Source organism: Inquilinus limosus (assembly GCF_002195995.1).
Classification (GTDB): Bacteria; Pseudomonadota; Alphaproteobacteria; order DSM-16000; family Inquilinaceae; genus Inquilinus; species Inquilinus limosus_C.
The window spans coordinates 1-24,087 of the sequence record NZ_NHON01000094.1 but is presented as its reverse complement, the minus strand read 5'-3'; the positions used below and the strand labels follow the sequence as shown (position 1 = coordinate 24,087).

Annotated in this window: 27 protein-coding genes and 1 riboswitch; of the genes, 9 read left to right on the top strand and 18 right to left on the bottom strand. The window is 70.1% G+C overall.

All coding sequences use genetic code 11. The annotated features are described in order from the left end of the window. Window positions 1-189 precede the first annotated feature (189 nt). On the bottom strand, window positions 190-1,461 hold the full coding sequence (gene glyA, locus BWR60_RS30185; protein WP_088156011.1) for a serine hydroxymethyltransferase: 1,272 nt from the start codon (window positions 1,459-1,461) through the stop codon (window positions 190-192). Window positions 1,462-1,513: 52 nt separating this feature from the next. Next, a riboswitch (ZMP/ZTP riboswitch) is annotated at window positions 1,514-1,597 on the bottom strand. Window positions 1,598-1,730: 133 nt separating this feature from the next. On the opposite strand from glyA, the gene plsY reads away from it, so the two are divergent. Continuing rightward, window positions 1,731-2,402 (top strand): glycerol-3-phosphate 1-O-acyltransferase PlsY, encoded by a 672-nt coding sequence (gene plsY, locus BWR60_RS30180; protein WP_088156009.1) that lies wholly within the window; start codon window positions 1,731-1,733, stop codon window positions 2,400-2,402. 206 nt (window positions 2,403-2,608) lie between these two features. On the opposite strand, the gene BWR60_RS30175 is transcribed toward plsY, so the two are convergent. Beyond that, entirely contained in the window at window positions 2,609-3,280 is a 672-nt protein-coding gene (locus BWR60_RS30175) for a glutathione S-transferase family protein (protein WP_088156007.1), read from the bottom strand. A gap of 193 nt (window positions 3,281-3,473) precedes the next feature. Here BWR60_RS30175 and BWR60_RS30170 point away from each other — a divergent pair, with 193 nt between their 5' ends. Continuing rightward, complete coding sequence (locus BWR60_RS30170) at window positions 3,474-4,385, top strand: LysR family transcriptional regulator (RefSeq protein ID WP_179222010.1); 912 nt, start codon at window positions 3,474-3,476, stop codon at window positions 4,383-4,385. 111 nt (window positions 4,386-4,496) lie between these two features. Here BWR60_RS30170 and BWR60_RS30165 read toward each other — a convergent pair whose 3' ends face one another. The 7 genes from BWR60_RS30165 to proC all read right to left on the bottom strand — a co-directional run bounded on the left by BWR60_RS30165 (window position 4,497) and on the right by proC (window position 9,156). Next, window positions 4,497-4,832 (bottom strand): tRNA-binding protein, encoded by a 336-nt coding sequence (locus BWR60_RS30165; RefSeq protein WP_088156003.1) that lies wholly within the window; start codon window positions 4,830-4,832, stop codon window positions 4,497-4,499. A 103-nt stretch (window positions 4,833-4,935) separates the two neighbouring features. Beyond that, complete coding sequence (locus tag BWR60_RS30160) at window positions 4,936-5,370, bottom strand: phasin family protein (RefSeq protein WP_088156001.1); 435 nt, start codon at window positions 5,368-5,370, stop codon at window positions 4,936-4,938. 89 nt (window positions 5,371-5,459) lie between these two features. Then, window positions 5,460-6,101 carry a TetR/AcrR family transcriptional regulator gene (locus tag BWR60_RS30155; RefSeq protein ID WP_052120321.1) on the bottom strand — a complete coding sequence of 214 codons (642 nt, stop codon included), beginning with the start codon at window positions 6,099-6,101 and terminating at the stop codon, window positions 5,460-5,462. Window positions 6,102-6,219: 118 nt separating this feature from the next. Next, the gene (locus BWR60_RS30150) at window positions 6,220-7,275 is read right to left on the bottom strand and encodes an aspartate-semialdehyde dehydrogenase (RefSeq protein ID WP_088155999.1); all 1,056 of its coding nucleotides are present in this window, start codon (window positions 7,273-7,275) and stop codon (window positions 6,220-6,222) included. A 224-nt stretch (window positions 7,276-7,499) separates the two neighbouring features. Beyond that, window positions 7,500-7,871, bottom strand: a complete 372-nt coding sequence (locus tag BWR60_RS30145) for a VOC family protein (RefSeq protein ID WP_088155997.1) — start codon at window positions 7,869-7,871, stop codon at window positions 7,500-7,502. After that, entirely contained in the window at window positions 7,868-8,362 is a 495-nt protein-coding gene (locus BWR60_RS30140) for a YbaK/EbsC family protein (RefSeq protein ID WP_088155996.1), read from the bottom strand. The genes BWR60_RS30145 and BWR60_RS30140 overlap by 4 nt, the downstream gene beginning before the upstream one ends. Then, window positions 8,362-9,156, bottom strand: a complete 795-nt coding sequence (gene proC / locus BWR60_RS30135; RefSeq protein WP_275542409.1) for a pyrroline-5-carboxylate reductase — start codon at window positions 9,154-9,156, stop codon at window positions 8,362-8,364. The genes BWR60_RS30140 and proC overlap by 1 nt, the downstream gene beginning before the upstream one ends. A gap of 196 nt (window positions 9,157-9,352) precedes the next feature. On the opposite strand from proC, the gene BWR60_RS30130 reads away from it, so the two are divergent. Beyond that, on the top strand, window positions 9,353-9,835 hold the full coding sequence (locus BWR60_RS30130; protein ID WP_088155992.1) for a hypothetical protein: 483 nt from the start codon (window positions 9,353-9,355) through the stop codon (window positions 9,833-9,835). 12 nt (window positions 9,836-9,847) lie between these two features. Here the strand turns inward: BWR60_RS30130 and BWR60_RS30125 are convergent, their stop codons facing one another. The 6 genes from BWR60_RS30125 to BWR60_RS30100 form a co-directional block, all read right to left on the bottom strand. Continuing rightward, the gene (locus BWR60_RS30125) at window positions 9,848-10,879 is read right to left on the bottom strand and encodes an aldo/keto reductase (RefSeq protein WP_088155990.1); all 1,032 of its coding nucleotides are present in this window, start codon (window positions 10,877-10,879) and stop codon (window positions 9,848-9,850) included. 202 nt (window positions 10,880-11,081) lie between these two features. After that, window positions 11,082-11,663: a dienelactone hydrolase family protein gene (locus BWR60_RS30120; RefSeq protein WP_088155988.1), complete on the bottom strand. Its 582-nt coding sequence runs from the start codon at window positions 11,661-11,663 to the stop codon at window positions 11,082-11,084. Window positions 11,664-11,676: 13 nt separating this feature from the next. Continuing rightward, a complete protein-coding gene (locus BWR60_RS30115; protein ID WP_088155986.1) occupies window positions 11,677-12,129 on the bottom strand; it encodes a cupin domain-containing protein in 453 nt (150 codons plus the stop codon). Between the two features lie 81 nt (window positions 12,130-12,210). Beyond that, a complete protein-coding gene (locus BWR60_RS30110) occupies window positions 12,211-13,161 on the bottom strand; it encodes a helix-turn-helix domain-containing protein (protein WP_088155984.1) in 951 nt (316 codons plus the stop codon). 480 nt (window positions 13,162-13,641) lie between these two features. Further along, window positions 13,642-14,151: a YbjN domain-containing protein gene (locus BWR60_RS30105; protein WP_034844611.1), complete on the bottom strand. Its 510-nt coding sequence runs from the start codon at window positions 14,149-14,151 to the stop codon at window positions 13,642-13,644. Between the two features lie 181 nt (window positions 14,152-14,332). After that, window positions 14,333-14,725, bottom strand: coding sequence for an accessory factor UbiK family protein (locus BWR60_RS30100; RefSeq protein WP_088155982.1), 393 nt, complete (start codon window positions 14,723-14,725; stop codon window positions 14,333-14,335). 121 nt (window positions 14,726-14,846) lie between these two features. Between BWR60_RS30100 and lgt the strand changes: the two genes are divergently transcribed. The 4 genes from lgt to BWR60_RS30080 all read left to right on the top strand — a co-directional run bounded on the left by lgt (window position 14,847) and on the right by BWR60_RS30080 (window position 18,696). After that, complete coding sequence (gene lgt, locus BWR60_RS30095) at window positions 14,847-15,683, top strand: prolipoprotein diacylglyceryl transferase (RefSeq protein ID WP_088155980.1); 837 nt, start codon at window positions 14,847-14,849, stop codon at window positions 15,681-15,683. Then, the gene (locus tag BWR60_RS30090) at window positions 15,680-16,762 is read left to right on the top strand and encodes a class I SAM-dependent methyltransferase (RefSeq protein WP_230983225.1); all 1,083 of its coding nucleotides are present in this window, start codon (window positions 15,680-15,682) and stop codon (window positions 16,760-16,762) included. The genes lgt and BWR60_RS30090 overlap by 4 nt, the downstream gene beginning before the upstream one ends. 52 nt (window positions 16,763-16,814) lie before the next feature. Then, window positions 16,815-17,576 (top strand): peptidoglycan editing factor PgeF, encoded by a 762-nt coding sequence (gene pgeF, locus BWR60_RS30085; protein WP_088155978.1) that lies wholly within the window; start codon window positions 16,815-16,817, stop codon window positions 17,574-17,576. 187 nt (window positions 17,577-17,763) lie between these two features. Continuing rightward, window positions 17,764-18,696, top strand: coding sequence for a ribose-phosphate pyrophosphokinase (locus tag BWR60_RS30080; protein ID WP_088155976.1), 933 nt, complete (start codon window positions 17,764-17,766; stop codon window positions 18,694-18,696). Between the two features lie 54 nt (window positions 18,697-18,750). Here the strand turns inward: BWR60_RS30080 and BWR60_RS30075 are convergent, their stop codons facing one another. Beyond that, window positions 18,751-20,337 carry a calcium-binding protein gene (locus BWR60_RS30075; RefSeq protein WP_088155974.1) on the bottom strand — a complete coding sequence of 529 codons (1,587 nt, stop codon included), beginning with the start codon at window positions 20,335-20,337 and terminating at the stop codon, window positions 18,751-18,753. 209 nt (window positions 20,338-20,546) lie between these two features. Between BWR60_RS30075 and BWR60_RS30070 the strand changes: the two genes are divergently transcribed. Further along, on the top strand, window positions 20,547-21,599 hold the full coding sequence (locus tag BWR60_RS30070) for a hypothetical protein (RefSeq protein WP_218823749.1): 1,053 nt from the start codon (window positions 20,547-20,549) through the stop codon (window positions 21,597-21,599). A gap of 3 nt (window positions 21,600-21,602) precedes the next feature. On the opposite strand, the gene bioB is transcribed toward BWR60_RS30070, so the two are convergent. Together bioB and BWR60_RS30060 are read right to left on the bottom strand one after the other, a co-directional pair. Next, entirely contained in the window at window positions 21,603-22,607 is a 1,005-nt protein-coding gene (gene bioB, locus BWR60_RS30065) for a biotin synthase BioB (RefSeq protein WP_088155972.1), read from the bottom strand. After that, window positions 22,604-23,161, bottom strand: a complete 558-nt coding sequence (locus tag BWR60_RS30060; RefSeq protein WP_179222009.1) for a biotin transporter BioY — start codon at window positions 23,159-23,161, stop codon at window positions 22,604-22,606. The genes bioB and BWR60_RS30060 overlap by 4 nt, the downstream gene beginning before the upstream one ends. A gap of 125 nt (window positions 23,162-23,286) precedes the next feature. Between BWR60_RS30060 and BWR60_RS30055 the strand changes: the two genes are divergently transcribed. Continuing rightward, complete coding sequence (locus BWR60_RS30055) at window positions 23,287-23,931, top strand: GntR family transcriptional regulator (protein ID WP_088155968.1); 645 nt, start codon at window positions 23,287-23,289, stop codon at window positions 23,929-23,931. The last annotated feature ends 156 nt before the right edge of the window (window positions 23,932-24,087 follow it).

The window sequence follows — 24,087 nt, the reverse complement described above, 5'->3', positions numbered from 1 at the left end:
CCATCCTCGCAGATCTTCAACACACAAGGGGGAGGGGGTTGGGGAGGGGGTTCGTGCCGCAGGAGCCGACGCCCCCTTCGGTCGACAACCCCCTCCCCCTAACCCCCTCCCGCGAGGGGAGGGGGGACTCGGTTGGGGAGCCCGCCACTCAACTCGTTGGCTTGAACCCCGCCCCTTCCTCTTTTCAGATCACCCCGGGATCGGGAACCGTCTCGCGAAATCCCGCACCGCATTCGCCAAAGCCGGCTCCGGCCGGGCGCCGGTGACAGCATCCACGATCAGGTCGGCCAAGGCCGTCATCTGCCCCTCGCGCATCCCCCGCGTGGTCACCGCCGGCGTCCCCAGCCGCAGCCCTGACGGGCGCAGCGGCGGCCGCGTGTCGTCCGGCACCACCTGCTTGTTCGACACCAGCCCGACGCGGTCCAGACGCTGCTGCGCCTCGTCGCCGTCGATGCCGAAGCTGGATGCGACGTCCACCACCAGCAGGTGGTTGTCGGTGCCGCCGGTCACCAGCTGCGCGCCCCGCCCCTGCAGCGCCGCGGCCAGGGCCTTGGCGTTGTCCAGGACGCGGCGGGCATAGGCCTGGAACTCCTCCTGCGCCGCCAGGTGCAGCGCGGTGGCCAGGGCCGCCACCTGGTCCATATGCGGGCCGCCCTGCAGGCCGGGGAACACCGCCTGGTCGATCGCGCGGCGGAACGGCTCGCGGCACAGGATCAGCCCGCCGCGCGGCCCGCGCAGGGTCTTGTGCGTGGTGGTGGTGACGACGTCGAAGCCGGCCGCCAACGGATTGGGCAGCGCCTTGCCGGCGATCAGCCCGCCGATATGCGAGACATCGGCCATGGTGATGGCCCCGACCTCGTCGGCGATCGCCTTGAAGGCGGCGTAGTCGATGTCGCGCGGGTAGGAGGAGAAGCCGGTGATCAGCAGCTTCGGCCGCTCGCGCCGCGCGGTTTCGCGGATGGCATCGAAATCGAAGCCGCCGCCGGCCACGGTGCCGTAGCGGACGAAGCGGAAGATCCGGCCCATGGCCGAGACCGGGGCGCCATGGGTCAGGTGGCCGCCATGCGACAAGTCCATCGCCAGGATGGTGTCGCCCGGGGCGAGCAGGCCGAAATACACCGCCTGGTTCATCGGCGACCCGGATAGCGGCTGGACATTGGCGTGCTCGGCCCCGAACAGGGCCTTGGCCCGGCCCTGGGCCAGCTCCTCGATCTCGTCGGCATGCAGGTTGCCGCCATAGTAGCGGCGGCGCGGCTGGCCCTCGGCGTATTTGTCGGCGAAGACCGAGCCGATCAGCGGCCGCAGTTCAGGGAAGGCATGGTTCTCCGACGCGATCAGGGTCAGGCCCTGCTGCTGCCGGCGCTCCTCGCGCTCGAGGATCGCGGCGGCCTCCGGATCGGCTTCGGCCAGGCGGCTGCGCAGGTCGGGCTCGGCCGGGTCGGGCTGGTGCTGGTATTCCATGGGGTTGCTCCGTTGCGATGCCTGGACATGAATCGCCCGACCAGCTTCCAAGGAAGGCTGCCCAGGCGAGCGGCATCGAAACGGTCCTCCACGCTCCCTCGGGGTGCTCCCCGTCTCGCCAGTCACGTGGAGGGTATGGCTGATCCTGCGATCGCGACGATGATGGAAGGGACGCCCCGTCCCGTCAACCGGCGCTTGCCGGGCGGCGCGGGAGGTGCCAGGAGGACGGCTGCCGGCCCCGGCGTTCGGGGCAGCAGCAGGGGACTCCGATGGTGTTCTGGATCGCGGGCGTGGCCGGATTGGGGATCGCCTATCTCCTCGGCTCCATCCCCACCGGCTACCTGGCGGGGAGGCTGCTCAGGGGCATCGACATCCGCGAGCATGGCTCCCGATCCACCGGAGCCACGAATGTGCTGCGCACCCTGGGGAAGGGACCGGCGCTGGCGGTGCTGCTGGTCGATGTGCTGAAAGGCGCGGCGGCGATCGTCGTCGCCCGCTGGGTCTGGGCCTGGCTCTCGACCTGGCCGTCCGCCGCGCCGCCGGCGTCCGATCCGCAAGCCTGGGCGCCCTGGGCCGTCTGCCTGGCCGGGCTTGCGGTGCTGGTGGGGCACGCCCGCCCGGTCTGGCTGAACTTCAGGGGCGGCAAATCCGCCGCGACGGGGCTGGGCGTGCTGCTGGCGATATCCTGGCCCGTGGGCCTGGGGGCCGCGGCGGTGTTCGGCGCGGCGCTGGCGGTCTTCCGGATCGTCTCTCTGGGCTCGATGCTGGCGGCGCTGACCGCGATCGCCCTGGCCTGCGCCCTGGAGCAGCCGCTGCCCTATCGCCTGCTGGTGATCGCGGGCGGCCTCTACGTGATGGCGCGCCATCACGCCAACATCCGGCGGCTGCTGGCGGGGACGGAACCGCGCCTGGGGCGCAGCAGCCCGGGACCCGTGCCCTAGGAGATTGGCCCACACACTTCGCAGACGATCGAGCAGACGAAGGCCCAGGTCTGACCGCCCTCCCGGCGCGCCCTTCCGGCGCGCCGGTCGGCATGCCGCCGCGTGTCGCGGATTTACGGGCCTACGGGCGCCACTGACAAGATCGTCGCGCTTCCAGCCAGCATGCCATCTTCATACGCGCGCTGGCCAGACAGGAAGGCCGGAAATCATAGCGTCACGCCGACGCTCGCCAGGAAGCTTTCCATACGGTTGTCGACCTCAGCCTTCGTCTCCGCCCATGCTGGGAACGACTGGAGAAGGTTGTCATGCCAGGCGATCAGGTTTGGGTATTCCTTGAACGGAAACTTCGCGCGATCGACCTGAGAGAAGGGCGCCGCAATATCTATGTCGGCAAAGGTCAATGCATTGCCAACCATGAACTTGCGGCCTTCAAGATGCTGGTCGAGCACCTTCGCCGCGGCGCGAATCTTGCCCTCGGCAAACGCGATGAGGGACTCGTCCTTCGGTAATCCCATGACCGTCTTGCCGACGCGCTCATCGAAAATGGTGGTGGTGAAGGTGCGCCATTGTTCGCCCGACCAGAACATCCACTGAAGGACCTGGAAGCGCTCCTCCTGCGTCGTTCCGACCAGCGGCGAATCCACCTTGCCGGCCAAGTACAGATTGATCGCTGAGGCCTCATAGAGAATGGTGCCGCCATCCTCCAGAACCGGTGTCAAACCGTTGGGATTGAGGCGCGATTTGAACTCATCGGTCTGGCTCTCGCCTTTGAACAGGTCAACTTTGACGCGTTCGAGCTCAATGCCCATGATCTTCGCAGCGGTGGTGACGCGACGCAAGCTGCCCGAGCCCGCATCACCATAGATCTTGATTGCCATAACTGTTCCTTTCGGTTCGAGGCCGGGCGGTCGAACGACGATTCTCATATTCCCTTTGCGAATGGTATCCACGCTTGACGAATGCTATCTATTCCGTTCTGGAATTCATGGATTGATCGCGCGTGTGGGTCATGACTCACTCATCAAAGGTCGGAAACGGCTATGCCTTCCATTGTGGTGCGGAATAAAAGTGATGGATAAGCTGGACGCGATGCGGATGTTCGTGCGCGTCGTCGAAAGCGGAAGCTTCTCCCAGGCAGCGCGAGACCTGAACGTCAGCCAGCCGACGGTCAGCAAACAGCTCGCTGCGCTTGAAGCGCGGCTCGGAATACAACTCCTCGCGAGAAATTCCCGTGCTCTTGCCGTGACGCCTGCGGGACAGGACTATTACGAGGCCACCGTCCGCATCCTCCAGGATCTCGACTTCATCGAAGAGAGAGTCCTCGAGGGGCAGTCGGCCCCTTCCGGGCTGGTCCGCGTGACCCTCTCGCCAGCCTTCGGGAGGATGTTCGTCATCCCTCGGCTACCGGATTTCAGGACCCGCTTCCCCGACGTCGCGATCGAGATGGAAGTCTCCGGACGGCACGTCGACCTCATCGAGGAGGGAATGGACGTCGCAATCCGTATCGGTCGGCTTTCGGATTCAGCACTCGTCGCCCGGCGCATCGGCGACATGCGGATGATAACCTCGGCCTCCGCCGGCTATCTCGCCCGGCACGGCACGCCGCAAACGTTGGACGAACTGCGCACCCACCAGCGTATCAGCTATGTCCACCAGGGGGATATCATCGGGTGGGGTTTCCACGTCGACGGCCGGCAGGTCACGGTCGACGGTGGGGGAGCGTTCCGCACGAATGACGCCGAGCATGTCCGCGGCGCGGTTCTCGCGGGCCTCGGCATCGCCCACCATGCGAGTTGGCTGTTCACGGATGTGCTGGCCTCCGGCGAGGTTGTCCGAATTCTGGACCGGCATGCGCCGCCGCCCTTTCCGATCAACGCAGTGACCGCTGCCGGACGGCGCATGCCCTCCCGAGTGCGGCAGTTCATCGATTTTCTCGCCGCGATTTGCGCCGAGGAGCCGGAATTAAAGATAGGCGGCGGCTAAAGCGTCAGGGAGCGGACGGCTCCGGGTCGGCCTCGCGCAGGAGGACGCTGATCTCAGCATGAATGGTTTCGCCGGCTTCTGCCGCCTCGACGCGCTGATCGGGTTTGAACCCTAGTACAGCCGCCCGCCATTCGGCACCGCGCGCTCGATCGCGGCCAGTACGACATTGCCCTCGGCGTCGGGGAAGCCCAGCACCAGGATCTCGGAGATGAAGCGGCCGATCTGCTTCGGCGGGAAGTTCACCACCGCCGCCACCTGGCGGCCCAGCAGCGTCTCGGGCGTGTAGTGCACGGTCAGCTGGGCAGAGCTGCGCTTCAGGCCGATCTCGAGCCCCAGGTCGACGGTCAGCTTGTAGGCCGGCTTGCGCGCCTCCGGATACGGCTCCACCGCCACGATGGTGCCGACCCGGATGTCGACCTTGGCGAAATCGTCGTAGCTGATCGTCATTCTTTCCTCCGCGAACCGGCGCGCACCCTGCCGCGCCGGCGCCTGGATGGCAAGAAGGCCGCCCGGAAGCGGCCTTCGCGATCTCACGACGCCGGCGCCGGGATCAGCGCTTGGTCGTCGGGGCCTTCAGCACGCCCTTCAGCTCGTCGAAGCTGGCGCTGACGCGCTTGCTGACGATCTCGGCGGCCTCGGTGTTCGACTTGGCCAGGAGCTCGGCCAGCTCCTTCATGTCGGCGATCGCCTTCTCGAAGGTGACCTTGGCCAGCTCGGTCTGCTTGGCCAGCTTCTCCTCCGGCGCGCCGGTGGAGACGGCGTTGGTGAACTGGGCCTGCAGCTCGGCCAGGTTCTGGCGGATGATCTCGCCCTGGCGGCGGGCGAAGGCCTGCACGCCCTCGGCCGCGGTGCGGTTGGCGGCGGTCAGCGCCTCGATGTTCTTGCGCTGGGCCTGCAGCACGGCGTCGAGGTCGACGCCCGGCACCTTGAACTCGCCCAGCAGCTTGGTGAAGTCGACATCCCAGACCGGCGGCACCTTGCTCATGGCCAACTCCTGATTGCACAAGAATGCGGCAGCTTACACATTCACGCTGCAACGCAAAAGAAAATTGTGCATTGCAGCAAAGCTGTCATCTAGTGAACCGTGGGCTCCTGCCCCGCCTGGGCGGCGGGCTCGGCCGGCGGTTCGGCCCGGCGCTCGCCCCGGCCGCGGCCGAAGGTCTGCTCCCACTGCTCGGCTTGGCGCAGCCGCTGGTCCAGCGCCTTCATGGTGCGGTCGAGGTCCGGCGAATCATCCTGTTCCCACACCCGCAGCACCAGGCCGTAGATCAGACACAGCGCCCGCACCCGCGCCCGGCCCAGCAGGCCGGAGGTCGAGATGCCGGCGGATTGCAGCGTCCACCGCATCGACAGCTCCAGCTGCCGCGCCTGCAGGAGGGCGGTCAGCGGGTCCAGCCGCAGGTCGCGCAGGATCGCCTTGATCCCGGCACGGTGGCCCGACAGCACGTCGAAGCGGCGCATCATCAGGTCGAACAGCCGGTCACGCGGGCTTTCATCCTCGCCCGGCAGCCCCTCGGACAGGGCGGCCTGGTCGATCATCCGGCTGAACCCGGCCAGCAGGTCCGGCTTGGCCGGGCAGTGGCGGTACAGCGCCGACATCGGCACCCGCGCCGCCTGGGCGACGTCGGACAGGGTCAGGGCGCGCCACCCCTTCTCCGCCGCCAGGTCGACCGCGGTGGTGACGATGTGGTTCGCAATATCGGCCTTCTTCGCCATGGTCCCGGCCCTTCGCGCCATCGGCCTCGCGGCCCCGAGCGCCCGCCGGAGGCGGGCGCGATCGGGTTCCAATCTAGCGCAAATCGGCGCGAATGCGAGCCGGCAGCGGCTCAGCGGCCTAGGATCGCAGATGCTCCAGGATCTGGATCGCGTTGAGCTCGGCGCCCTTCAGCAGCTGGTCGCCGGAGACGAACAGCGACAAGGACCGGCCGGTCGGGTCGCCGAGATCGGTGCGGATGCGGCCGACCAGCACCTCGTCCCGGCCGCTGGCCTCGGACGGCATCGGGAAGTGGTTGGCGACGCGGTCGTCGACCAGGCGCAGGCCGGGTGCCTCCGCCAGCAGGCCCCTCGCCTCCTCCGGCGTCACCACGCTGTCGAACATGACCGTCAGCGCGATCGAATGGGCACGCAGCACCGGCACGCGGATGCAGGTGATGCCGATCGGCAGCTCCGGAGCGCCGAGGATGCGGCGGCTCTCGGCGATCGCCTTCAGCTCCTCGCCATTGTAGCCGCTCTCCGGGTCGATATCGGCGTTGTGGCTGAACAGGTTGAACGCATAGGGGTGCGGCAGCACCTGGGGCGCGAAGGCCTCGCCGCGCAGATGGGCGGCGGTGGACTGCCGCAGCTCCTCCATCGCCGCGGCGCCGGCGCCGGAGGCGGACTGGTAGGTCGCCGCCGTGACCCGTCGCAGCGGATGGGCCCGGTGCAGCGGCGCCAGGGCGACGGTCATGATCGCGGCGACGCAGTTCGGGTTGGCGATGATGCCGGAATGGCCTTCCAGGGTGGCGGCGTTCACCTCCGGTACCACCAGCGGCACCTCCGGCCGCATGCGGAAGGCCGAGGAGTTGTCGACCACCACCGCCCCGGCCGCCACCGCCGCGGGGGCGAAGCGGCGGGAGATGCCGGCCCCGGCCGAGAACAGGGCGATGTCGATGCCGGCGAAGCTGGCCTCGGTCAGCTCCTCCACCGCCAGGTCGCGGCCGCGGAACGGGAGGCTGCGCCCGACCGAGCGGGCGGAGGCCAGCAGCCGCACGGATCCGGCCGGAAAGCGCCGCGCCTCCAGGCAGCGCAGCAGCTCGATGCCGACGGCGCCGGTGGCCCCGACGATGGCAATGACGGGTTCGGGCGAGCGCACGCCGCGCGGCGCGTCCTGGAGATCGGGGGATGAAAACATGATGTCGTCCTTCCTGTGCGAACCGGGAGGGACGATGGCTGCACCGTTGGGCCCCGTCCGTCCTCGGCGGGGCCTCCGGTGCTATGTCGCGGCCGTCACCGCGCGCGCCAGAGAACGCCCGCCGCAGCGGTCGTCTTGGTGGTGCGCTTCAGGGTGATGATCGTCGCCATGGGCTTGTCGTAGCGTTGCGTCGGGACGCAAGTCAAGCCGCCGCGCTTCGCTTGCTATTGGCAGACGGCTTCCAGCTTGTGGCCGTCCGGGTCGAAGACGAAGGCGGCGTAGTAGCTGGGCCCGTAATGCGGCCGCAGCCCGGGCGCCCCGGCATCGCGCCCGCCCTGGGCCAGGGCGGCGGCGTGGAAGCGGTCGACCGCCTCGCGCGTCGGCGCGTTGAAGGCCAGGTGGAAGCCGGGCCCGGGCGGCACCACCGGCTGCTTCTGCCGCTTCAGGGCGAGCTTGTCGTTGCCGCCGGGCGGGCCGTAGCCGGCGGCGGTGTCGTCGGCCCAGACCCGGACCATGCCGACCGGCGCCAGCACCGCATCATAGAAGCGGACAGCACGGTCCAGGTCGTAGACACCGAGGGACAGGTGGCCGATCACGGCGCGCGCTTCGCGATATCCGCGACCACGCCGCCGGTCAGCGCCACCAGCTGGTCCGGGGTCAGGGCGAAGACCGAGTTGGGGGTGCCGGCCGCCGCCCAGATCCGCGGCAGCGCCAGCAGGTCGCGGTCGATCACCACATGCGGCGGCGTGGCGTGGCCGACCGGGGCGACGCCGCCGATGGCGAAGCCGGTGGCGTCGCGCACGAAGCCGGCATCGGCGCGCTCGATCCTCAAGCCATCGATGCGCCCGGCCAGCGCCGCGGCCACTGCCGTCTCATCCACGCGGTTGACGCCGCTGGCGATCACCAGCACCGGCCGGTTGCTGCCGCGGGCGCGGAACACCAGCGACTTGGCGATCTGCGCCACCGTGCAGCCGATCGCCGCGGCGGCATCGGCCGAGGTGCGGGTCGAGGCGTCGAACACCCGGATCTCGGGCTCGTGCCCCGCCGCCGCCAGCGCCGCGGCGACGCGCTCGCTGCTGCTGGCCATTACGCCAGTTCCCGGCCGCGCTGCGTCGCCGCCGCGACTGCCCGGGTCATCAGCGGCTGCAGCCCGTCGGGCGCCATCAGCACGTCGAGCGCCGCCTGGGTGGTGCCCTTCGGGCTGGTCACGGCGATGCGCAGCTCGGCCGGCGTCTCGGTCGCCGCCCCGGCCAGGGCGCCGGCGCCGACCACGGTCTGCCGCGCCAGCTGCATGGCGAGATCGGCCGGCAGCCCGGCGGCACGGCCGGCCTCGGCCAGGGTCTCGATCAGGTAGAAGACATAGGCCGGGCCGCTGCCGGAGACGCCGGTGACGGCGTTCATCAGCGCGTCGTCCTCGATCCAGGCGGTCTGGCCGGCGGCCTGCATCAGCGCCTCGGCCCGCTTGCGCTGCGCCGGCGTGACCGCGGCATTCGCCACCAGCACCGAGATGCCCTGGCCGATCGCCGCGGGCGTGTTCGGCATGGCGCGGACCACCGCGGCCTCCTCCCCCAGCCCCTGTTCCAGATAGGCCAAAGTGCGGCCGGCGGCGATCGACAGGAACAGCGTGCCGGGCCGGGCGATGCGGCGATAGGCCGGCAGCGCCTCGGGCATCATCTGCGGCTTCACCGCCAGCACCACGACCTCGGGCGCCAGCTCGGCCGGCAGCCCAGCGGCGTCGCGGACATGATGCAGGCGGGCGTCGGCGAGGCCGAGCTCCGCCGGCTCGACCGCCCAGATCCGGTCGGCGGCGTTCCCCGCCAGCCAGCCCTTCACCAGCGCGCTTCCCATCCGGCCGCAGCCGACCAGCAGCAGATCCGACACCTGTCGCTCCCCGTTCCATCGAGACGCGCCATCATGGCGCCGCGGCCGGCCGGCGCAAGGTCCTTCGCGGAAGCGAAGCGGAACCTGGACGGAACATTTGCAATTCTTAAGGTGCGCGGCCCCTGGCGCTGCCGGAGACTGGGACACACATGCCGTGCCGCCGGCCTTGCCCGGCGCCGAACCCGGAGCGCGAACCATGCTCACCCTCACCCGCGCGGCCAGCGCCGTCCTTCTCGCCGGCCTGGTGGCCGCCTCCCCGGCCTGGGCTCAGACCGTGATCCAGACCCCCGTGACGCCCGCCCCCACGACCGTGCCGGAGAAGGCGATGCCCTATCCGGTGCCGCCGGGCACCCAGGTGCATGAGCCGCGCCGGTCGGCGGTGGCGCCCGATCCGCGCCATCCCGCCGTGTCCGCCGTGGCGGGCGGCACGGCGCCCACCGACGCGCGCGAGTATGCGACCAACACCCCGATCACCGTGACCGGCCGGATCGGCGGCGTCGCCCATCGCGACGGCGTCACCTCGTTCCGCCTGCAGACCCCGACCGAGGCCTGGACCGTGGTGGTGCCCCCGGACCAGAACGGCAAGCTCGCCAGCGGCCGCCGGGTCACCGTGGTCGGCTTCCCGCATGTCGAGATCCGCAACCAGCTGCTGGCCCAGAGCGTCACGCTCGGCAAGTAACCGGACCGCCGGTCACCGGCCGCCCTCGATCCTGCGGTTGCGCTGGTTGATGCCGCCGGTGCCGTAGGGATATTCCGCCATCTGCGGCTTGCTGGCTGCGTCGAGCGTCGCGATCTCGTCCGCGGTCAGCACCAGCTGTGCCGCGCCGAGATTGTCGGCCAGCTGCGCGCGGGTGCGGGCGCCGAGGATCACCGAGGTCACCGCCGGCTGCGCCGCCACCCAGGCCAGCGCCACCTGCGCCATGCTGATGCCCCGCGCCCTGGCGATGTCCTCGACCGCGCCGATCACCGCCCAGGTCGCCGCCTTGGCGTTGCGGGCGTCATAGGCCTCCATGCCGCGCTGGGGATTCTCGCCCAGCCGGGTGGCGCCGGTCGGAGCCTGGTCGCGCCGGTACTTGCCCGACAGCCAGCCGCCGCCCAGGGGCGACCATGGCAGCAGCCCGATCCCGGCGTCGCGGCAGGCCGGCACGATCTCGTGCTCGATGTCGCGGACCAGCAGGTTGTATTGCGGCTGCAGCGTCACCGGCGGGGCATAGCCGTTCGCCTTCGCCAGCCACACCGCCTTGGTCAGCTGCCAGCCGAGGAAGTTGGAGAAGCCGTAATAGGCGATCTTGCCGTTGCGCACCGCATCGTCGAGGAAGCGCAGCGTCTCCTCCAGCGGCGTCAGCGCGTCCCAGGCGTGCATCTGGTAGAGGTCGATCTGCTCGACACCCAGGCGCCGCAGCGAGGCGTCGAGCGCCGCCCCGAGATGCTTGCGCGACAGGCCCAGGTCGTTCGGCCCCTGCCCCATCGGGAAGCGGCCCTTGCTGGCGATCACCAGGCTCTGGGCGATGCCCGGCCGGCCCTTCAGCCAGCGGCCGATGATCTCCTCCGACACCCCGGCGCTGTAGACGTCGGCGGTGTCGAGGAAGTTGCCGCCGGCCTCGACATAGTCGTCCATCAGCGCGAAGGACGTGGTCTCGTCGGACTCCTTGCCGAAGGTCATGGTGCCGAGGCACCAGGCGGTGACGACGGCGCCGCTGTTGCCGAGCTTGCGATACTCCATGGTCTTCCTCCCGTCGGAATGGTCGAGGCCGGGCGCCCGCGCCTTGCCGGGAGCCGCCGCCGTCTGGAGAGCAATGCGAACAGGAAACCCGGCCGCCTGCCGCGCCGGTGGATCGCAACCAGAATGGAATGTCCGGTTAAATCCGACAAATAGATTGTGCAGATCCGATTGATCGGATCCGGAGCACAATGGCCGGCAGCGCTCAGACCCGGTCGAGGAACGCCAGCACCCGCCGGGTCAGCAGCGCCGTCGCCGCCGCGTCGTAGGAGGGCAGCGAGCTGTCGGCGAAATAATGCTGGTCGCCCGGATACAGGAACAGTTCGGCGTCCGGCACCGTGGCCACGATCTCGCGGGCGGCGTCGACGTCGCCCTCGCCGACGAAGACCGGGTCGGCGTCCATGCCGTGGATCTGCACCGGCACGCCCTGCGGCCACGGCCCGAAGGCCCAGTCGCCGCTGATCGGGATGCAGGAGTAGAACAGCAGCGCCCCGCGCGCCCCCGGCCGGGTCTGGGCCAGCTTCTGCGCCGGCAGCACGCCGAAGGAGAAGCCGGCATAGACCAGCCCTTGCGGCAGGCCGTCGGCGATGCGCACCCCGCGCTCCCGCAGCTCGTCGAACCCGGCTTGCTGGATATAGGCCATACCCTCGTCGATGCTGCCGAAGGTGCGGCCGTCGAACAGGTCGGGCGCGTGCACGGTGTGGCCGGCGGCGCGCAATTCATCGGCGAAGGCGCGCAGCCCCGGGGTCAGCCCCTGGGCGTGATGGAACAGCAGGATTTCGGCCATCGTCACCTCCGGATCAGTAGGGCGTGCCGTCCTTGTGCAGGAACCGGCCGTCGCGGCTGGGGCTCATCATGTCGATGTCGGAGCAGGTGATCACGTCGTCGGGCGAGCGCGAGCCGATCTCGAGATATACCGCCACGGCGCCGGAGCGGTTGATCATGTGGTGGCCGTTGCCGGAGTTCTTCGGGAAGGCGGCGCAGTCGCCGGCGCGCAGCACGGTCTCGCCGTCCTCCTCGATCAGCACCAGCTCGCCCTCGAGCACGTAGACCAGCTCGTCCTCGTCCGAATGCCAGTGGCGCTGGCTGGACCAGCCGCCCGGCGGCAGGCGCATCAGGTTGACGCCGAAATCGGTCAGCCCGCCGGCATTGCCCAGCCGCTGCCGGATGCGGTCGGCGCAGGGGGCATCGAAGGGCGGCGGATAGCCCGAGCCCTTGCGGCCGGGCACGGCGGCGATGTCGATCTTGGGCATGGTGGTCTCCCGGCGATCATCCCGGTGCCGGGGTAGCACGTTTCCGTGGGGAGGGCACGTGGCCGTCGTCGCGCCGGCCTGTCACCGACCTCCCCGGATCGCCCTCGGTGTCGTCTGGCGCACGGTCCGCATCGCGGTCGTCAGGTAGCTCTGGCTGGAAAAGCCGCTGAGATAGGCAACCTCCGCGATCGTCAGCTCGCCCTGGACCAGAAGCTTCTCGGCGAAGGACAGCCGCAGGCCGACGATATGGCGGTGCGGCGGCTCGCCGAAGGTCCTGGTGAAGGCCTGGATGAAACGGCGTGGCGGCAGGCCGGCGATCGCCGCCAGCTCCGCCACCGAAAGCTTGCGCGAGAAGTTGTCGGCCAGGAAATCCTGCACCCGCCCGGCGCTGTGACGGGACAGCCCGCCCTGGACGGTCGGAGGCGGCGTTCGCACCCCCGAATAGTGGCGCAGCATGTGGATGGCGAAGATGGTGATCAGCGAATCGACATACAGCTCGTTCGGCACCTCGCGCTGGTTCAGCTCCGCCTTCAGCATCTGGGCGATGCGCAGCGCCCAGGGATCGATGGCGCCGAAGGGCGGCGGCTGCAGCTCCACATCGGCGGCGTCGAACTCCAGTGCGGCAAGCTCCTGCAGGCTCTCCGGCGTGATCGCGATGATCGCGTTCTCCCGGCTGGTCGGCCAGACCAGGGTGCTGTCCACATTCGCCGGGGCGATGGCGATCGCCCCGGTCGGCGCGTCGTAGATCTGGGGCCTGTCGCTGCCGAGCGTCGCCCGGAAGCGGGGCGCCGGGGCCAGCATGATCCCGACGCAATGATCCTGCGCCAGGAAGGTCTGCGATCCCGGCGGGCGGATCGAATGGAACGCGCCGCCCCGCGGCGTCGCGATTCGCGGCCCCGCGGGCTGGGGAATGACGTCGAGGAGATTGTAGCCGTTCCGTCGCCCTTCGGCCTTTCGCCGCGGCAGGGGATCAGGCCGCGGCCAGGATCCGGGGCTGCCGTCGAAGGGCCGTGAAGCGGGGAGGCTGGGCATGATGCGTTCCGAAGCCGGGCATGCAGCGTCGCTTCCGGGACGCGCCCCGGGGCCACGCCGTCGGACGATGTTCGGGCCTGCCGTGCCGTACCGGCGCCCGGCCCGCTCGGCGCCATCGTGGCGGTCTTTCTAGGTCATCGATTGATCCTGGCTTTGGCCGGAACCGGGATCTGCCCCGATGCGTCGGGCACGGCGAATGCCTGTCCGGCCAAGCCAACGCCCCGTCACTCCGGCCTGTGCAAAGAGGCACATCTCCCGGGGCCGGGTATTTCAGAAAAGTCCGGCCCTTTCAGAAAAATGCGGACGATTCTCGGAGGTCGACCGCGATCCGGAACTGGCGTCCCCGCGCCAATGGCCGTCGGCCGATCCTCATGCTCGTCCCGCCCATTGACCGTCACACCGGACGGCCCCGCGGGCACGAAAAAGCCCGGCCTCTCGCGAGGCCGGGCCTGCCGTCAGGGCCGCATCGGCCGAAGCGCGTCAGGCTTCGCCGACGGTGTCCAGGATCGCGGCGGACACCGCCTCGCTGGCGCTCTTGCCGCCCCAGAGGATGAACTGGAAGGCCGGGTAGAAGCGCTCGCACTCGGTCAGCGCGATGTCGACCAGGTCCTCCAGCTGCTCCTGGCTGGCCGCCTGGGCGCCGCGCAGCAGCGTCGTGTGCCGGAACATCGGCGTCAGCTCCTCCGAGTCGACGTCGAAATGGCCGAGCCACATCCGCTCGTTGATGATGCCGAGCAGTTCCGCCACGTCGCGGCGCTTCTTCTCCGGCACCTTCAGGTCGAACTGGCAGGAGAACTGCATGGCGCTGATCTCCTCCTGCCAGAAGAAGAACAGGCGATAGCTGCACCACCGGCCGGCGACCTCGGCCAGCATCTCCTCGTTGCTGGCGCGCTCGAAGCTCCAGTCATTGGCACCGATGATTTCCTCGAGCGTGTCGAGGGGGTTTTGGGTGAAGGCGGATTCCTCGAAGGTCTGGGACGCCGTGGTCATGATCCTCCGCTCCCGTTCCGCGGCGGGGCACATCTATGCGCCCCATACGTGGCCAATACCCAATGTGTAGTGGTGTTACCCATTACAGCCTTTCCAAGACAACGGTCGCACAAGGGCTTGTTGGGCGCAACCGATATGCTCCGCCGTCACGATAAAAGTTGTGGATGATTTGTGACGAAATTCAGTCCACCTTGGCCCGGGACCTGCGGCCCTTGGGCGCAGCCGGAGCGGCCTTGGCCTTGCGGGCGGGCCGGCCCTCCGTCTTCGCGGTCGCAGCCGCCGGGGCAGCCGCGCGCTTTGCCGGCTGCGCCGAGGCCACACGCTTTGCCGGCTGGGCCGCCGCCTCCAACGCCGCGACCCGGGCGGCCAGCAACTCCTGCTCCTCACGGGCCCGCTGGGCCAGGGCGCGGACGATCTCGAACTCCTCGCGGGTCACCACGTCGAGCCGCGACAGCACATGCTCGAACTGCTCGCGCAGGCGGGTCCTCGCCTCCTCGCGCACGCCGGCGACGGCACCGAAGGCTCCGGTCGCGACGCGGACCAGATCGTCGATCAGCTTGGTGTCGAAGGGCATCGCAGGCGGCATTCCCAAATGAACATCATCGTCTGGAATATGGCGGCCGGTCCCCCGCGTTGCAACACGCTGGACCGCGCGCCTATAAGGGCACGCTTCGCCCCCCGGAACGGGAACAGAGATGGATTGGTTCGATCCGGTCGCCCTGCAGATCGGTCCCATCGCGATCCGCTGGTACGCGCTCGCCTACATCGCCGGCTTCATCCTGGGCTGGCGCTACGCGCTGTGGCTGACCCGCCGCACCGCGCTGCCGCCCGACCGGCTGGCGCTGGACGACTTCCTGACCTGGGCGGTGGTCGGCACCATCCTGGGCGGCCGGCTCGGCTATGTCCTGTTCTACAACCTCGACGAATACCTGGCGGACCCGGTGTCGATCTTCGAGATCTGGCACGGCGGCATGTCCTTCCATGGCGGCTTTCTCGGCGTCAGCGTCGCGATCATCCTGTTCGCGCGCAGCCGCGGCTTCTCGCCCCTGCTGCTGGGCGACGTGGTGGCCGCCGCCGCGCCGATCGGGCTGTTCTTCGGCCGCATCGCCAATTTCGTGAATGGCGAGCTGTGGGGCCGCGTCACCGACGCGCCCTGGGGCATCGTCTTCCCCAATGGCGGGTCGCTGCCGCGCCATCCCAGCCAGCTGTACGAGGCCGGGCTGGAAGGGCTGGTGCTGTTCCTGATCCTGCTGCCGCTGGCCGCCAGCGCGCGCATCCGGTCGAAGCCCGGCATCGTGCTGGGCGCCTTCATTGCCTGGTACGGCGTGTCGCGCTTCCTGGTCGAGTTCGTGCGCGAGCCGGACGCCCAGCTGGGCTATCTGATGGGCACCGACTGGTTCACCCGCGGCCAGCAGCTGTCGATCCCGATGGTGCTGATCGGACTGGCCGTCGTGTGGTGGGCCGCCCGCCGCCCGGCGATGCAGCCCCCTGCCCCGGCCGCTGCGCCGACCACCTCCTCGCCAGCCGCGTGACGGGGCTGCTCGACCTGCTGCGCCGCCGCATCGCCGTCGACGGGCCGCTGACGGTGGCGCAGTACATGGCCGAGGCGCTGGGCCATCCGCGGCACGGCTACTACATCAAGCAGAATCCCCTGGGCGCGGCCGGCGACTTCACCACCGCGCCGGAGATCAGCCAGGTGTTCGGCGAGCTGGTCGGGCTGTGGTGCGCCGATCTGTGGCAGCGCATGGGCGCGCCGGACCCGGTGCTGCTGGTCGAGCTGGGCCCCGGCCGCGGCACGCTGATGCAGGACGCGCTGCGCGCCATCGGCCGCGCCGCCCCCGGCTTCCGCGCCGCGCTGCGGCTGCATCTGGTCGAGACCAGCCCCGCCCTGCGCGCGGCCCAGGCGGCACGGCTGGCGGATGCCTCGCCCATCTGGCTGGACCGGCTGGCGGACCTGCCGGACGGCCCGGCGCTGGTGATCGCCAACGAGTTCTTCGACGCCCTGCCGATCCGGCAATGGCAGCGCGGCGCCAAGGGCTGGCACGAGCGGCTGGTCGGCTGGGACGATGCGGCCGGCCGGCTGCGCTGGGAGCTGTCGTCCCGCGCCGATCCGGGGCTGGCGCTGATCCCGGCATCGGTGCGGGACATGCCGGAGGGGTCGATCGCCGAGGCCTGCCCGGCCGGGCTGTCGCATGCCGGCTTCCTCGGCCAGCGCCTGGCGCGGCAGGGCGGAGCGGCGCTGGTCGTCGATTACGGCCCGGCCGAGAGCGGGCCCGGCGACAGCTTCCAGGCGGTGCGGCGCCACGCCTTCGCCGACCCGCTGGAGGCACCGGGCGAGGCCGACCTGACCGCCCATGTCGACTTCCAGGCCCTGGCCAAGGCCGCCGTCGAAGCCGGCGCCGAGGCGCATGGTCCGGTGACGCAGGGCGCGTTCCTGGAGGCGCTGGGCCTGCGCCCCCGCGCGGCGCAGCTGAAGCAGGCCGCCCCGGCCCGCGCCGCGGAGATCGACGCCGCGGTGGAGCGGCTGGCCGGGGCGGAGCAGATGGGCACGCTGTTCAAGGCTTTGGCCCTGACCGCGCCCGGCCTCGGCGCGCCGGCGGGGTTCCCGTGACCGCCGCGGCGATGCTATTCCGTCTGTGTCCGCACCGGCCGGAGCCCGCCCCGTGATCACCGTCGACGCCCTTGCCCTGCCCGGCCTCGGCCATGGCTTCTTCCCGCGCACCGGCGGCGTCAGCGAGGGCATCTTCGCCTCGCGCAACTGCGGCTTCGGCTCCGGCGACCGGCGCGACGCGGTGGCCGAGAACCGCGACCGCTGCCGGCGCGAGCTCGGGCCCGCCGAGACGCTGCTGACCGTCCACCAGGTGCACAGCCCCGATGTCGTGACCGTCACCGAAGCGTGGACGCCGGAGACCGCGCCGCGGGCCGACGCCATGGTCACCGACCGGCCCGGCCTGGCGCTGGGCATCCTGACCGCCGATTGCGCCCCGATCCTGTTCGCCGATGCCGAGGCCGGGGTGGTCGGCGCCGCCCATGCCGGCTGGAAGGGGGCGCTGGGCGGCGTCACCGATGCCACCATCGCAGCGATGCGGGCGCTGGGCGCGGTGCCGGAGCGGATCACGGCCGTGGTCGGCCCCTGCATCGGCCCGGACAGCTACGAGGTGGGGCCGGAGTTCCGCGACCGCTTCCTGGCCGAGGACCCGGACAGCGCCGGCTTCTTCCGCATCCCCGGCGCCGGGGCGCGGCCGCATTTCGACCTGCCGGGCTATGTCGCCGCGCGGCTGCGCCGCGCCGGCTTGCGGCAGGTCACCGTCACCGGGCTGGACACGCTGGCGGGCGAGGAGCAGTTCTTCAGCTATCGCCGCACCACGCTGCGCAAGGAGCCGGATTACGGCCGCCAGATCTCGGCGATCGTGCTGACGAGCTGAGACCGATGCCGCACCTGATCACCCTGTTCCTGTTCATCATCGTGGCGCTGCTGGGCGGCTGCGTCTTGATGATGATGTGACAATTTCGGGACAGGGTTGCGTTTAGTCCGTTTACACCCCGATGCGCGCGGGATATACGCAGCCGCATCCGGCCCCGGCCACCGCCCGAGACCACCGAGCCGCCCCCATGAAAATCATCGCCTGCAACAGCAATCGCCCGCTCTGCGAGGCGATCGCCGCCTATTTGCAAATTCCGCTGACCAAGGCCCAGATCCGGCGCTTCGCCGATATGGAGGTCTTCGTCGAGATCCTGGAGAATGTCCGCGGCGAGGACGTCTTCGTGATCCAGCCGACCAGCTTCCCGGCCAATGACAACCTGATGGAGATGCTGGTCACCATCGACGCGCTGCGCCGCGGCTCGGCCCGCCGGATCACCGCCGTGATGCCCTATTTCGGCTATGCCCGGCAGGATCGCAAGACCGGCTCGCGCACGCCGATCTCGGCCAAGCTGGTCGCCAACCTGATCACCCGCGCCGGCGCCGACCGGGTGTTGACCCTCGACCTGCATGCCGGCCAGATCCAGGGCTTCTTCGACATCCCGCTGGACAACCTGGTGGCCGCGCCGGTGTTCGTGAAGGACATCCGCAGCCGCTTCTCCAGCGACAACCTCGTCATGGTCTCGCCCGATGTCGGCGGCGTGGTGCGCGCCCGCCATATCTCGCAGCGCCTGGACGCCGACCTGGCCATCATCGACAAGCGGCGCGAACGCGCCGGCGTGTCCGAGGTGATGAACGTGATCGGCGACATCGACGGCCGCCGCTGCATCCTGATCGACGACATCGCCGACAGCGCCGGCACGCTGTGCAACGCCGCCGTCGCCCTGATGGAACGCGGCGCAGCCGAGGTCTTCGCCTATATCAGCCACGGCGTGCTGTCCGGTGGTGCTGTGGCCCGCGTCGGCGCCTCGCCGATCAAGGAGATGGTGACGACCGACAGCATCCTGGCCACCGAGGCGGTGCGGTTGAGCCACAATGTCCGCCAGCTGACCATCGCGCCGCTGATGGCCGAGGCGATCCTGCGCATCGCCGAGGAAAAGTCGGTCTCCAGCCTGTTCCAGTAAGCGATCCGGACGCGCCGGCGGCGGACATCGGTCCGACCGGCGCGTCCGGCCCGGTCAGAGCACTAAGTCCCCGGCGACCAGCGCCGGATGGTTGGCCAGGGCGATGTGCAGGTCGATCACCTTGTCGCCGTTCACGTCGCCATCGACATAGGTGTAGCCGCCGACCACGGTCGCGCGCAGTTCCCCGGCCACGCCGCTGAAGGCGTGGGTGCCGATGAAGTGGAAGGCCTGGTCACCGGCCACCTTGGTGTTGGCGTCGATCAGGGTCAGGTCGATCCTGTCCCCCTGGGCATGGCTGAAATCGGTGATGATGTCGCGGGCCGCGCCGACCGATTCGGCCGCCGCGCCGAAGACGAAGCGGTCGGCCCCTGCCCCGCCGGTCAGCGTGTCCGCCCCGGCCATGCCGCGCAGCGCATTGGCGCCGGCATTGCCGATGATCGCATCCGCCCCGGTCGAGCCGTTGGCGTTCTCGACCCCGATATAAACATCGCCCTGGGCGTTGCCGCCGCTGCCCTTGCCGGTCGCCAGGTTGACGGTGACCCCGGCACTGCTCTCGGCATAGCTGACCGTATCGACGCTCGCCCCGCCATCCAGCCGGTCCGCGCCGGCGCCCCCGCGCAGGATGTCGTTGCCGTCGCCGCCCGATAGGCTGTCATTGCTGAGGCCGCCGTCGACGGTGTCGTCGCCGGCGCCACCGATCAGCGTGTCGGTGCCGAAATCGCCGGTCAGCACATCCGCCCCGGCGCCGCCGTCGAGCCGGTCGGCGCCGTCCATGCCGGAAAGCACGTCGTTGCCGGTGCCGCCGGCCAGCGCATTGGCCCCGGCATCCCCGGTCAGCCGGTCGTTTCCGGCCGAACCGACCAGATGCTCGATGCCGGTCAGCACGTCGCCCTGGGCGTTGCCGCCGCTGGCCGTGCCGGCGGTCAGGTTGATGGCGACGCCGGCCGTACCCTCGGAATAGGTCGCGGTATCGTTCCTGGCGAAGGAGCCGATGATCCGGTCCGCGCCGGCGCCGCCGCGCAGGACATTGACCTCATCCTCGCGGTAGGAGCCGGGGTCGGCGTCGAGCACGTCGTTGCCGGCTCCCCCGTCAAGCGTGTTGTTCCCGGTTCCCGTGACGATCCGGTCATTGCCGTCGCCGCCGGAGAGCTGGTTGTCCTGGTCGAGATCCTCGAGGTAGTCGTTGCCGCTGCCGCCGGCGATCACGTCATTGCCCGTGCCGCCGTAGAGCGTGTCGTCCCCGCCCATGCCGTCGATCCGGTCATTGCCGCCCATGCCGTCGATCCGGTTGGCGACGGCCGAGCCGGTGAGGATGTCGTGGCCCTGGTCGTGGTTCACGCCCTCGATGTTCTCGAAGCCGGAGATGATGTCGCCCTGGGCCTCCGATCCGACCCCGGAGGCCTTCATCGTGGTCAGGTTGATCACCACGCCGGCGCCGCTGGCATCCCAGTAGCTGATGGTGTCGATGCCGGCCCCGCCGATCAGCGTGTCGCCGCCCGCCCCGCCGACCACATAGTCGTTGCCGCTGCCGCCATCGGTGTGGTCGTCGCCGCCGCGGCCATACATGATGTCGTCGCCCGCATTGCTCTGGCCGGGCGGCGGGAGCTGGTTGTCGTTGTCGTCGCCTTCGAATCTCGCCATCGAGGTCTCCTGGACGGAAGGTTTGAGGACGCGGACGCCCCTGTCGGCGTGCCGGATCCGGGCCGATCTCCACGTCCGCTGTTGGCATCAAGCGTGCTGAAACGGGCGCCATGGCAGCAACCCCCGACGATTCAGGGATGGACGGACGGACTTTCCATCGCCCTGCCCCGCTGCCTAGTCTGTCGCGGGCGCATGGAATGGAGGCCGGCATGAGCGCGACGATGGAGCTTCCGGCCTTCTTCGATCCGGCCCGGGCCGGGGACTGGTCGTATCGGCCCGACATCGATGCCCTGCGCGCCACGGCCGAAAGCTGGCATGGCGCGATCGGGCCGGCCGGAGGCGGCCGCACCGACCTGCTGCTGATCGACCTGCAGCGCGATTTCTGCCTGCCGCAGGGCGCGCTGTATGTCGGCGGCCGGTCCGGGCGCGGCGCGGTCGAGGACACCGCGCGGATCGCCGCCTTCATCCACCGCAACCTGGGCGCCATCGACCGGATCGTCCCGACCTTCGACACCCACACGCCGCTGCAGATCTTCCACCGGTCGTTCTGGATCGGCGCCGACGGCCGCCCGCCGGCCCCGTTCACGGTGATCACCGAGGCGATGCTGGCCGACGGCGCCGTCAGGCCGAGCCCCGGCGTCATGGGCCTGCTGCCCGCCGATGTGGCGGCAGAGGGGCCGGCCTGGGTCGAGCGGCAGCTGCTGCATTACGCCCGCAGCCTGGCGCGGCAGGGCCGCAATGCGCTGATCATCTGGCCAGACCACTGCCTGATCGGGTCGGAGGGGCACGCGATGCCGGGGCTGGTGCAGGAGGCGCGGCTGTTCCACGCCCTGCTGCGCGGCGTGCCGACGCCCGTGATCATCAAGGGCGACGATCCCTGGAGCGAGAGCTATTCCGCCTTCGGGCCCGAGGTGCCGGACCGCTGGGATGGCGGGCGGCTGGTGACGCCGCAGGACGACGCGGCGCTGCTGGAGCTGCTGCGGGCCGACCGGATCGTCGTCGCCGGCCAGGCCTCAAGCCATTGCGTGCGCTGGTCGGTGAACGACCTGCTGGGCCGGATGAGGGCGCTCGACCCGGCCCTGCCGGGCAAGGTGTATGTCCTGCGCGACTGCATGTCGGCGGTGGTGGCGCTGGATGCCGAAGGCCGGCCGGTTCCGGCCCTCGACTTCACCGCGCAGGCCGAGGAGGCGTTCGGCCGCTGGGCGGAGCTCGGCGTCCACATCGTCGAATCCGCCCAGCCGATGGCGGAGTGGCCGCGATAGCCCTCACACCGCGGCCGGCGCCAGCCCGCCGGTCACGACCCTGAGCCCGAGCTTGTCCAGCAGCCGCGCGTCGCGATCGACCCCGGGATTGGCCGTGGTCAGCAGCACGTCGCCGAGGAAGATCGAATTGGCGCCGGCCAGGAAGCACAAGGCCTGCAGCTCGTCGCTCATATATTGCCGGCCGGCGGAGAGGCGGACCACGCTGCGCGGCAGCAGGATCCGCGCCACCGCGACCAGCCGGACGAAGCCGATCGGGTCGGGCTTCTCCGCCGTCGCCATCACCGGCGTCCCCGCCACCTCGTTCCACAGGTTCAGCGGCACGCTTTCCGGATGCGGGTCCATCCCGGCCAGCAGCAGCAGCATGCCCAGCCGGTCATCGACCGTCTCGCCCATGCCGACGATGCCGCCGCAGCACACCTTGATGCCGGCGGCGCGCACATGCTCCAGCGTCTCCAGCCGGTCCTGCAGGGTGCGGGTGGTGATGATCCGGCCGTAGAATTCCGGCGAGGTGTCGACATTGTGGCTGTAATAGTCGAGCCCCGCCGCCTTCAGCCGGTCGGCCTGCGGCCGGGTCAGCATGCCGAGGGTGACGCAGGTCGACATCCCCAGCGCCTTGACTCCCGCCACCATCTCGCAGACCGGGTCGAGGTCCCGGTCCTTCGGGCTGCGCCAGGCCGCGCCCATGCAGAAGCGCCCGGCCCCGGCGGCCTTGGCCTGGGCCGCCCGGTCCACCACCGCGCCGGGATCCATCAGCCGCGTGGCCTTGACCCCGGTGTCCCAGCGGGCGCTCTGCGAGCAGTAGCCGCAATCCTCCGGGCAGCCGCCGGTCTTGATGCTGAGCAGGCTGGCGGTCTCGACCTCCGCCGGGTCGAAGCTCTCGCGATGCACCAGCTGGGCCCGGTGCAGCAGCTCCGGAAGCGGCAGGCCGTACAGCGCCTCGGCCTCGGCCCGAATCCAGTCGAACCGGACGATGGGCCTGGAACCGGAGACAGCGTCAGCCGTCGTCACGCAGCCCTCCGCAGGCGGCGCAGGGCGACGGTCACCGCGGCAGCCAGCAGCACCTTCAGCGCGTCGCCGAGCAGGAAGGGCGCGACGCCGGCGGCGATCACCGCCGACCAGCCGGTGAACTGCGCCAGCCAGAGGCAGCCGAGGGCATAGATCACGCCCAGCCCGGCCAGCATCGGCACGACGGTGCCGACCAGCCCGCCCGGGCGGCGCCGGATCCACTCGCCGGCGAGGAAGGCAGCGACGGCGAAGCCGGCGAGATAGCCGCCGGTCGGGCCGACCAGTGGCGCGATGCCGCCGCTGCCGCCGGCCAGGACCGGCAGGCCGATCGTCGCCTCGACCAGATAGGCCACGACCATCGCCGCCGCCAGCCGGCCGCCGGCCAGGCCGGCGAGAAGGAAGGTGGCGCAGACCTGCATGGTCATCGGCACCGGCCAGAACGGGATCGTGATCTGGGCGCTGAGCGCCATCAGCAGGCTGCCGCCGATGATGGCCGCGGGGATACGCCAGCCGGCCAGGACGGGTGTGGATACCGGTGTTTCGAAGGGAGAATGCATCACCTGACTCCTCAAGATCATAGATAATTTTTAAATTTAATCTACGATCGTTGCGACTCAGTCGAGTCTAGGGATGCTATCCGGCGGATGCATCGGTTAATTCGGTAGATAATCTATGATTCAGAATGCCAAAGCCTGATCCGGCCCCGCAGACCGTCGCCGACCGGATCGCCGATGTGCTGGCCGAGCGGATCGTGACCGGCGAGCTGGCGCCGGACGCGCCGCTGCGCCAGGACCACATCGCCCATGAGTTCGGGTCGAGCCATGTGCCGGTGCGCGAGGCCTTCCAGCGCCTGCAGGCGCAGGGCTTGGCGGTCAGCGCGCCGCGGCGCGGCATGCGCGTGGCGCCGCTGGACGAACGATCGATGCGCGAGGTGGTCGAGATCCGGGCGGCGCTGGAGGTTCTGGCGCTGCGCCACGCCGCCCGCCGGCTGACTCCGCTGCAGATCGAGCGGATCGACGAGGCTGTCGCGGCGGGCGACCGGGCGCAGTCCTTCGCCGAATGGGAGGCGGCCAATCGCAGCTTCCACCGGGAACTGGTCGTGGCTTGTCGCATGCCCCGCCTGCTGGCGATGCTGGCGGAGCTGCAGTTGGCCAATTCGCGCTTCGCCTTCGCGGCGACGCGCTCGGCCGGCTGGCAGCCGCGCTCGAACCACGATCACCGGCAGATCCTGGATGCGCTGCGGCGCGGCGCCGTCGACCAGGCCGCCGCGCTGCTGGGCCGGCACATCCAGACGCTGGAACGGGCCGCCGAAGCCCCGGGAGGTTAGAGCGGAATGAGGTTGGTTAGAATCGGAAGGGGATTCCCAGGGGCGAGGGAATGTGATTCACCATGCTGGCTGGGAGGAGGCCAGCCTGGATGGGTAAACCGTGCTCGATGGATCTCCGTGAGCGAGTGGTGCGGGCGGTGGAGCGGGCGGTGGAGC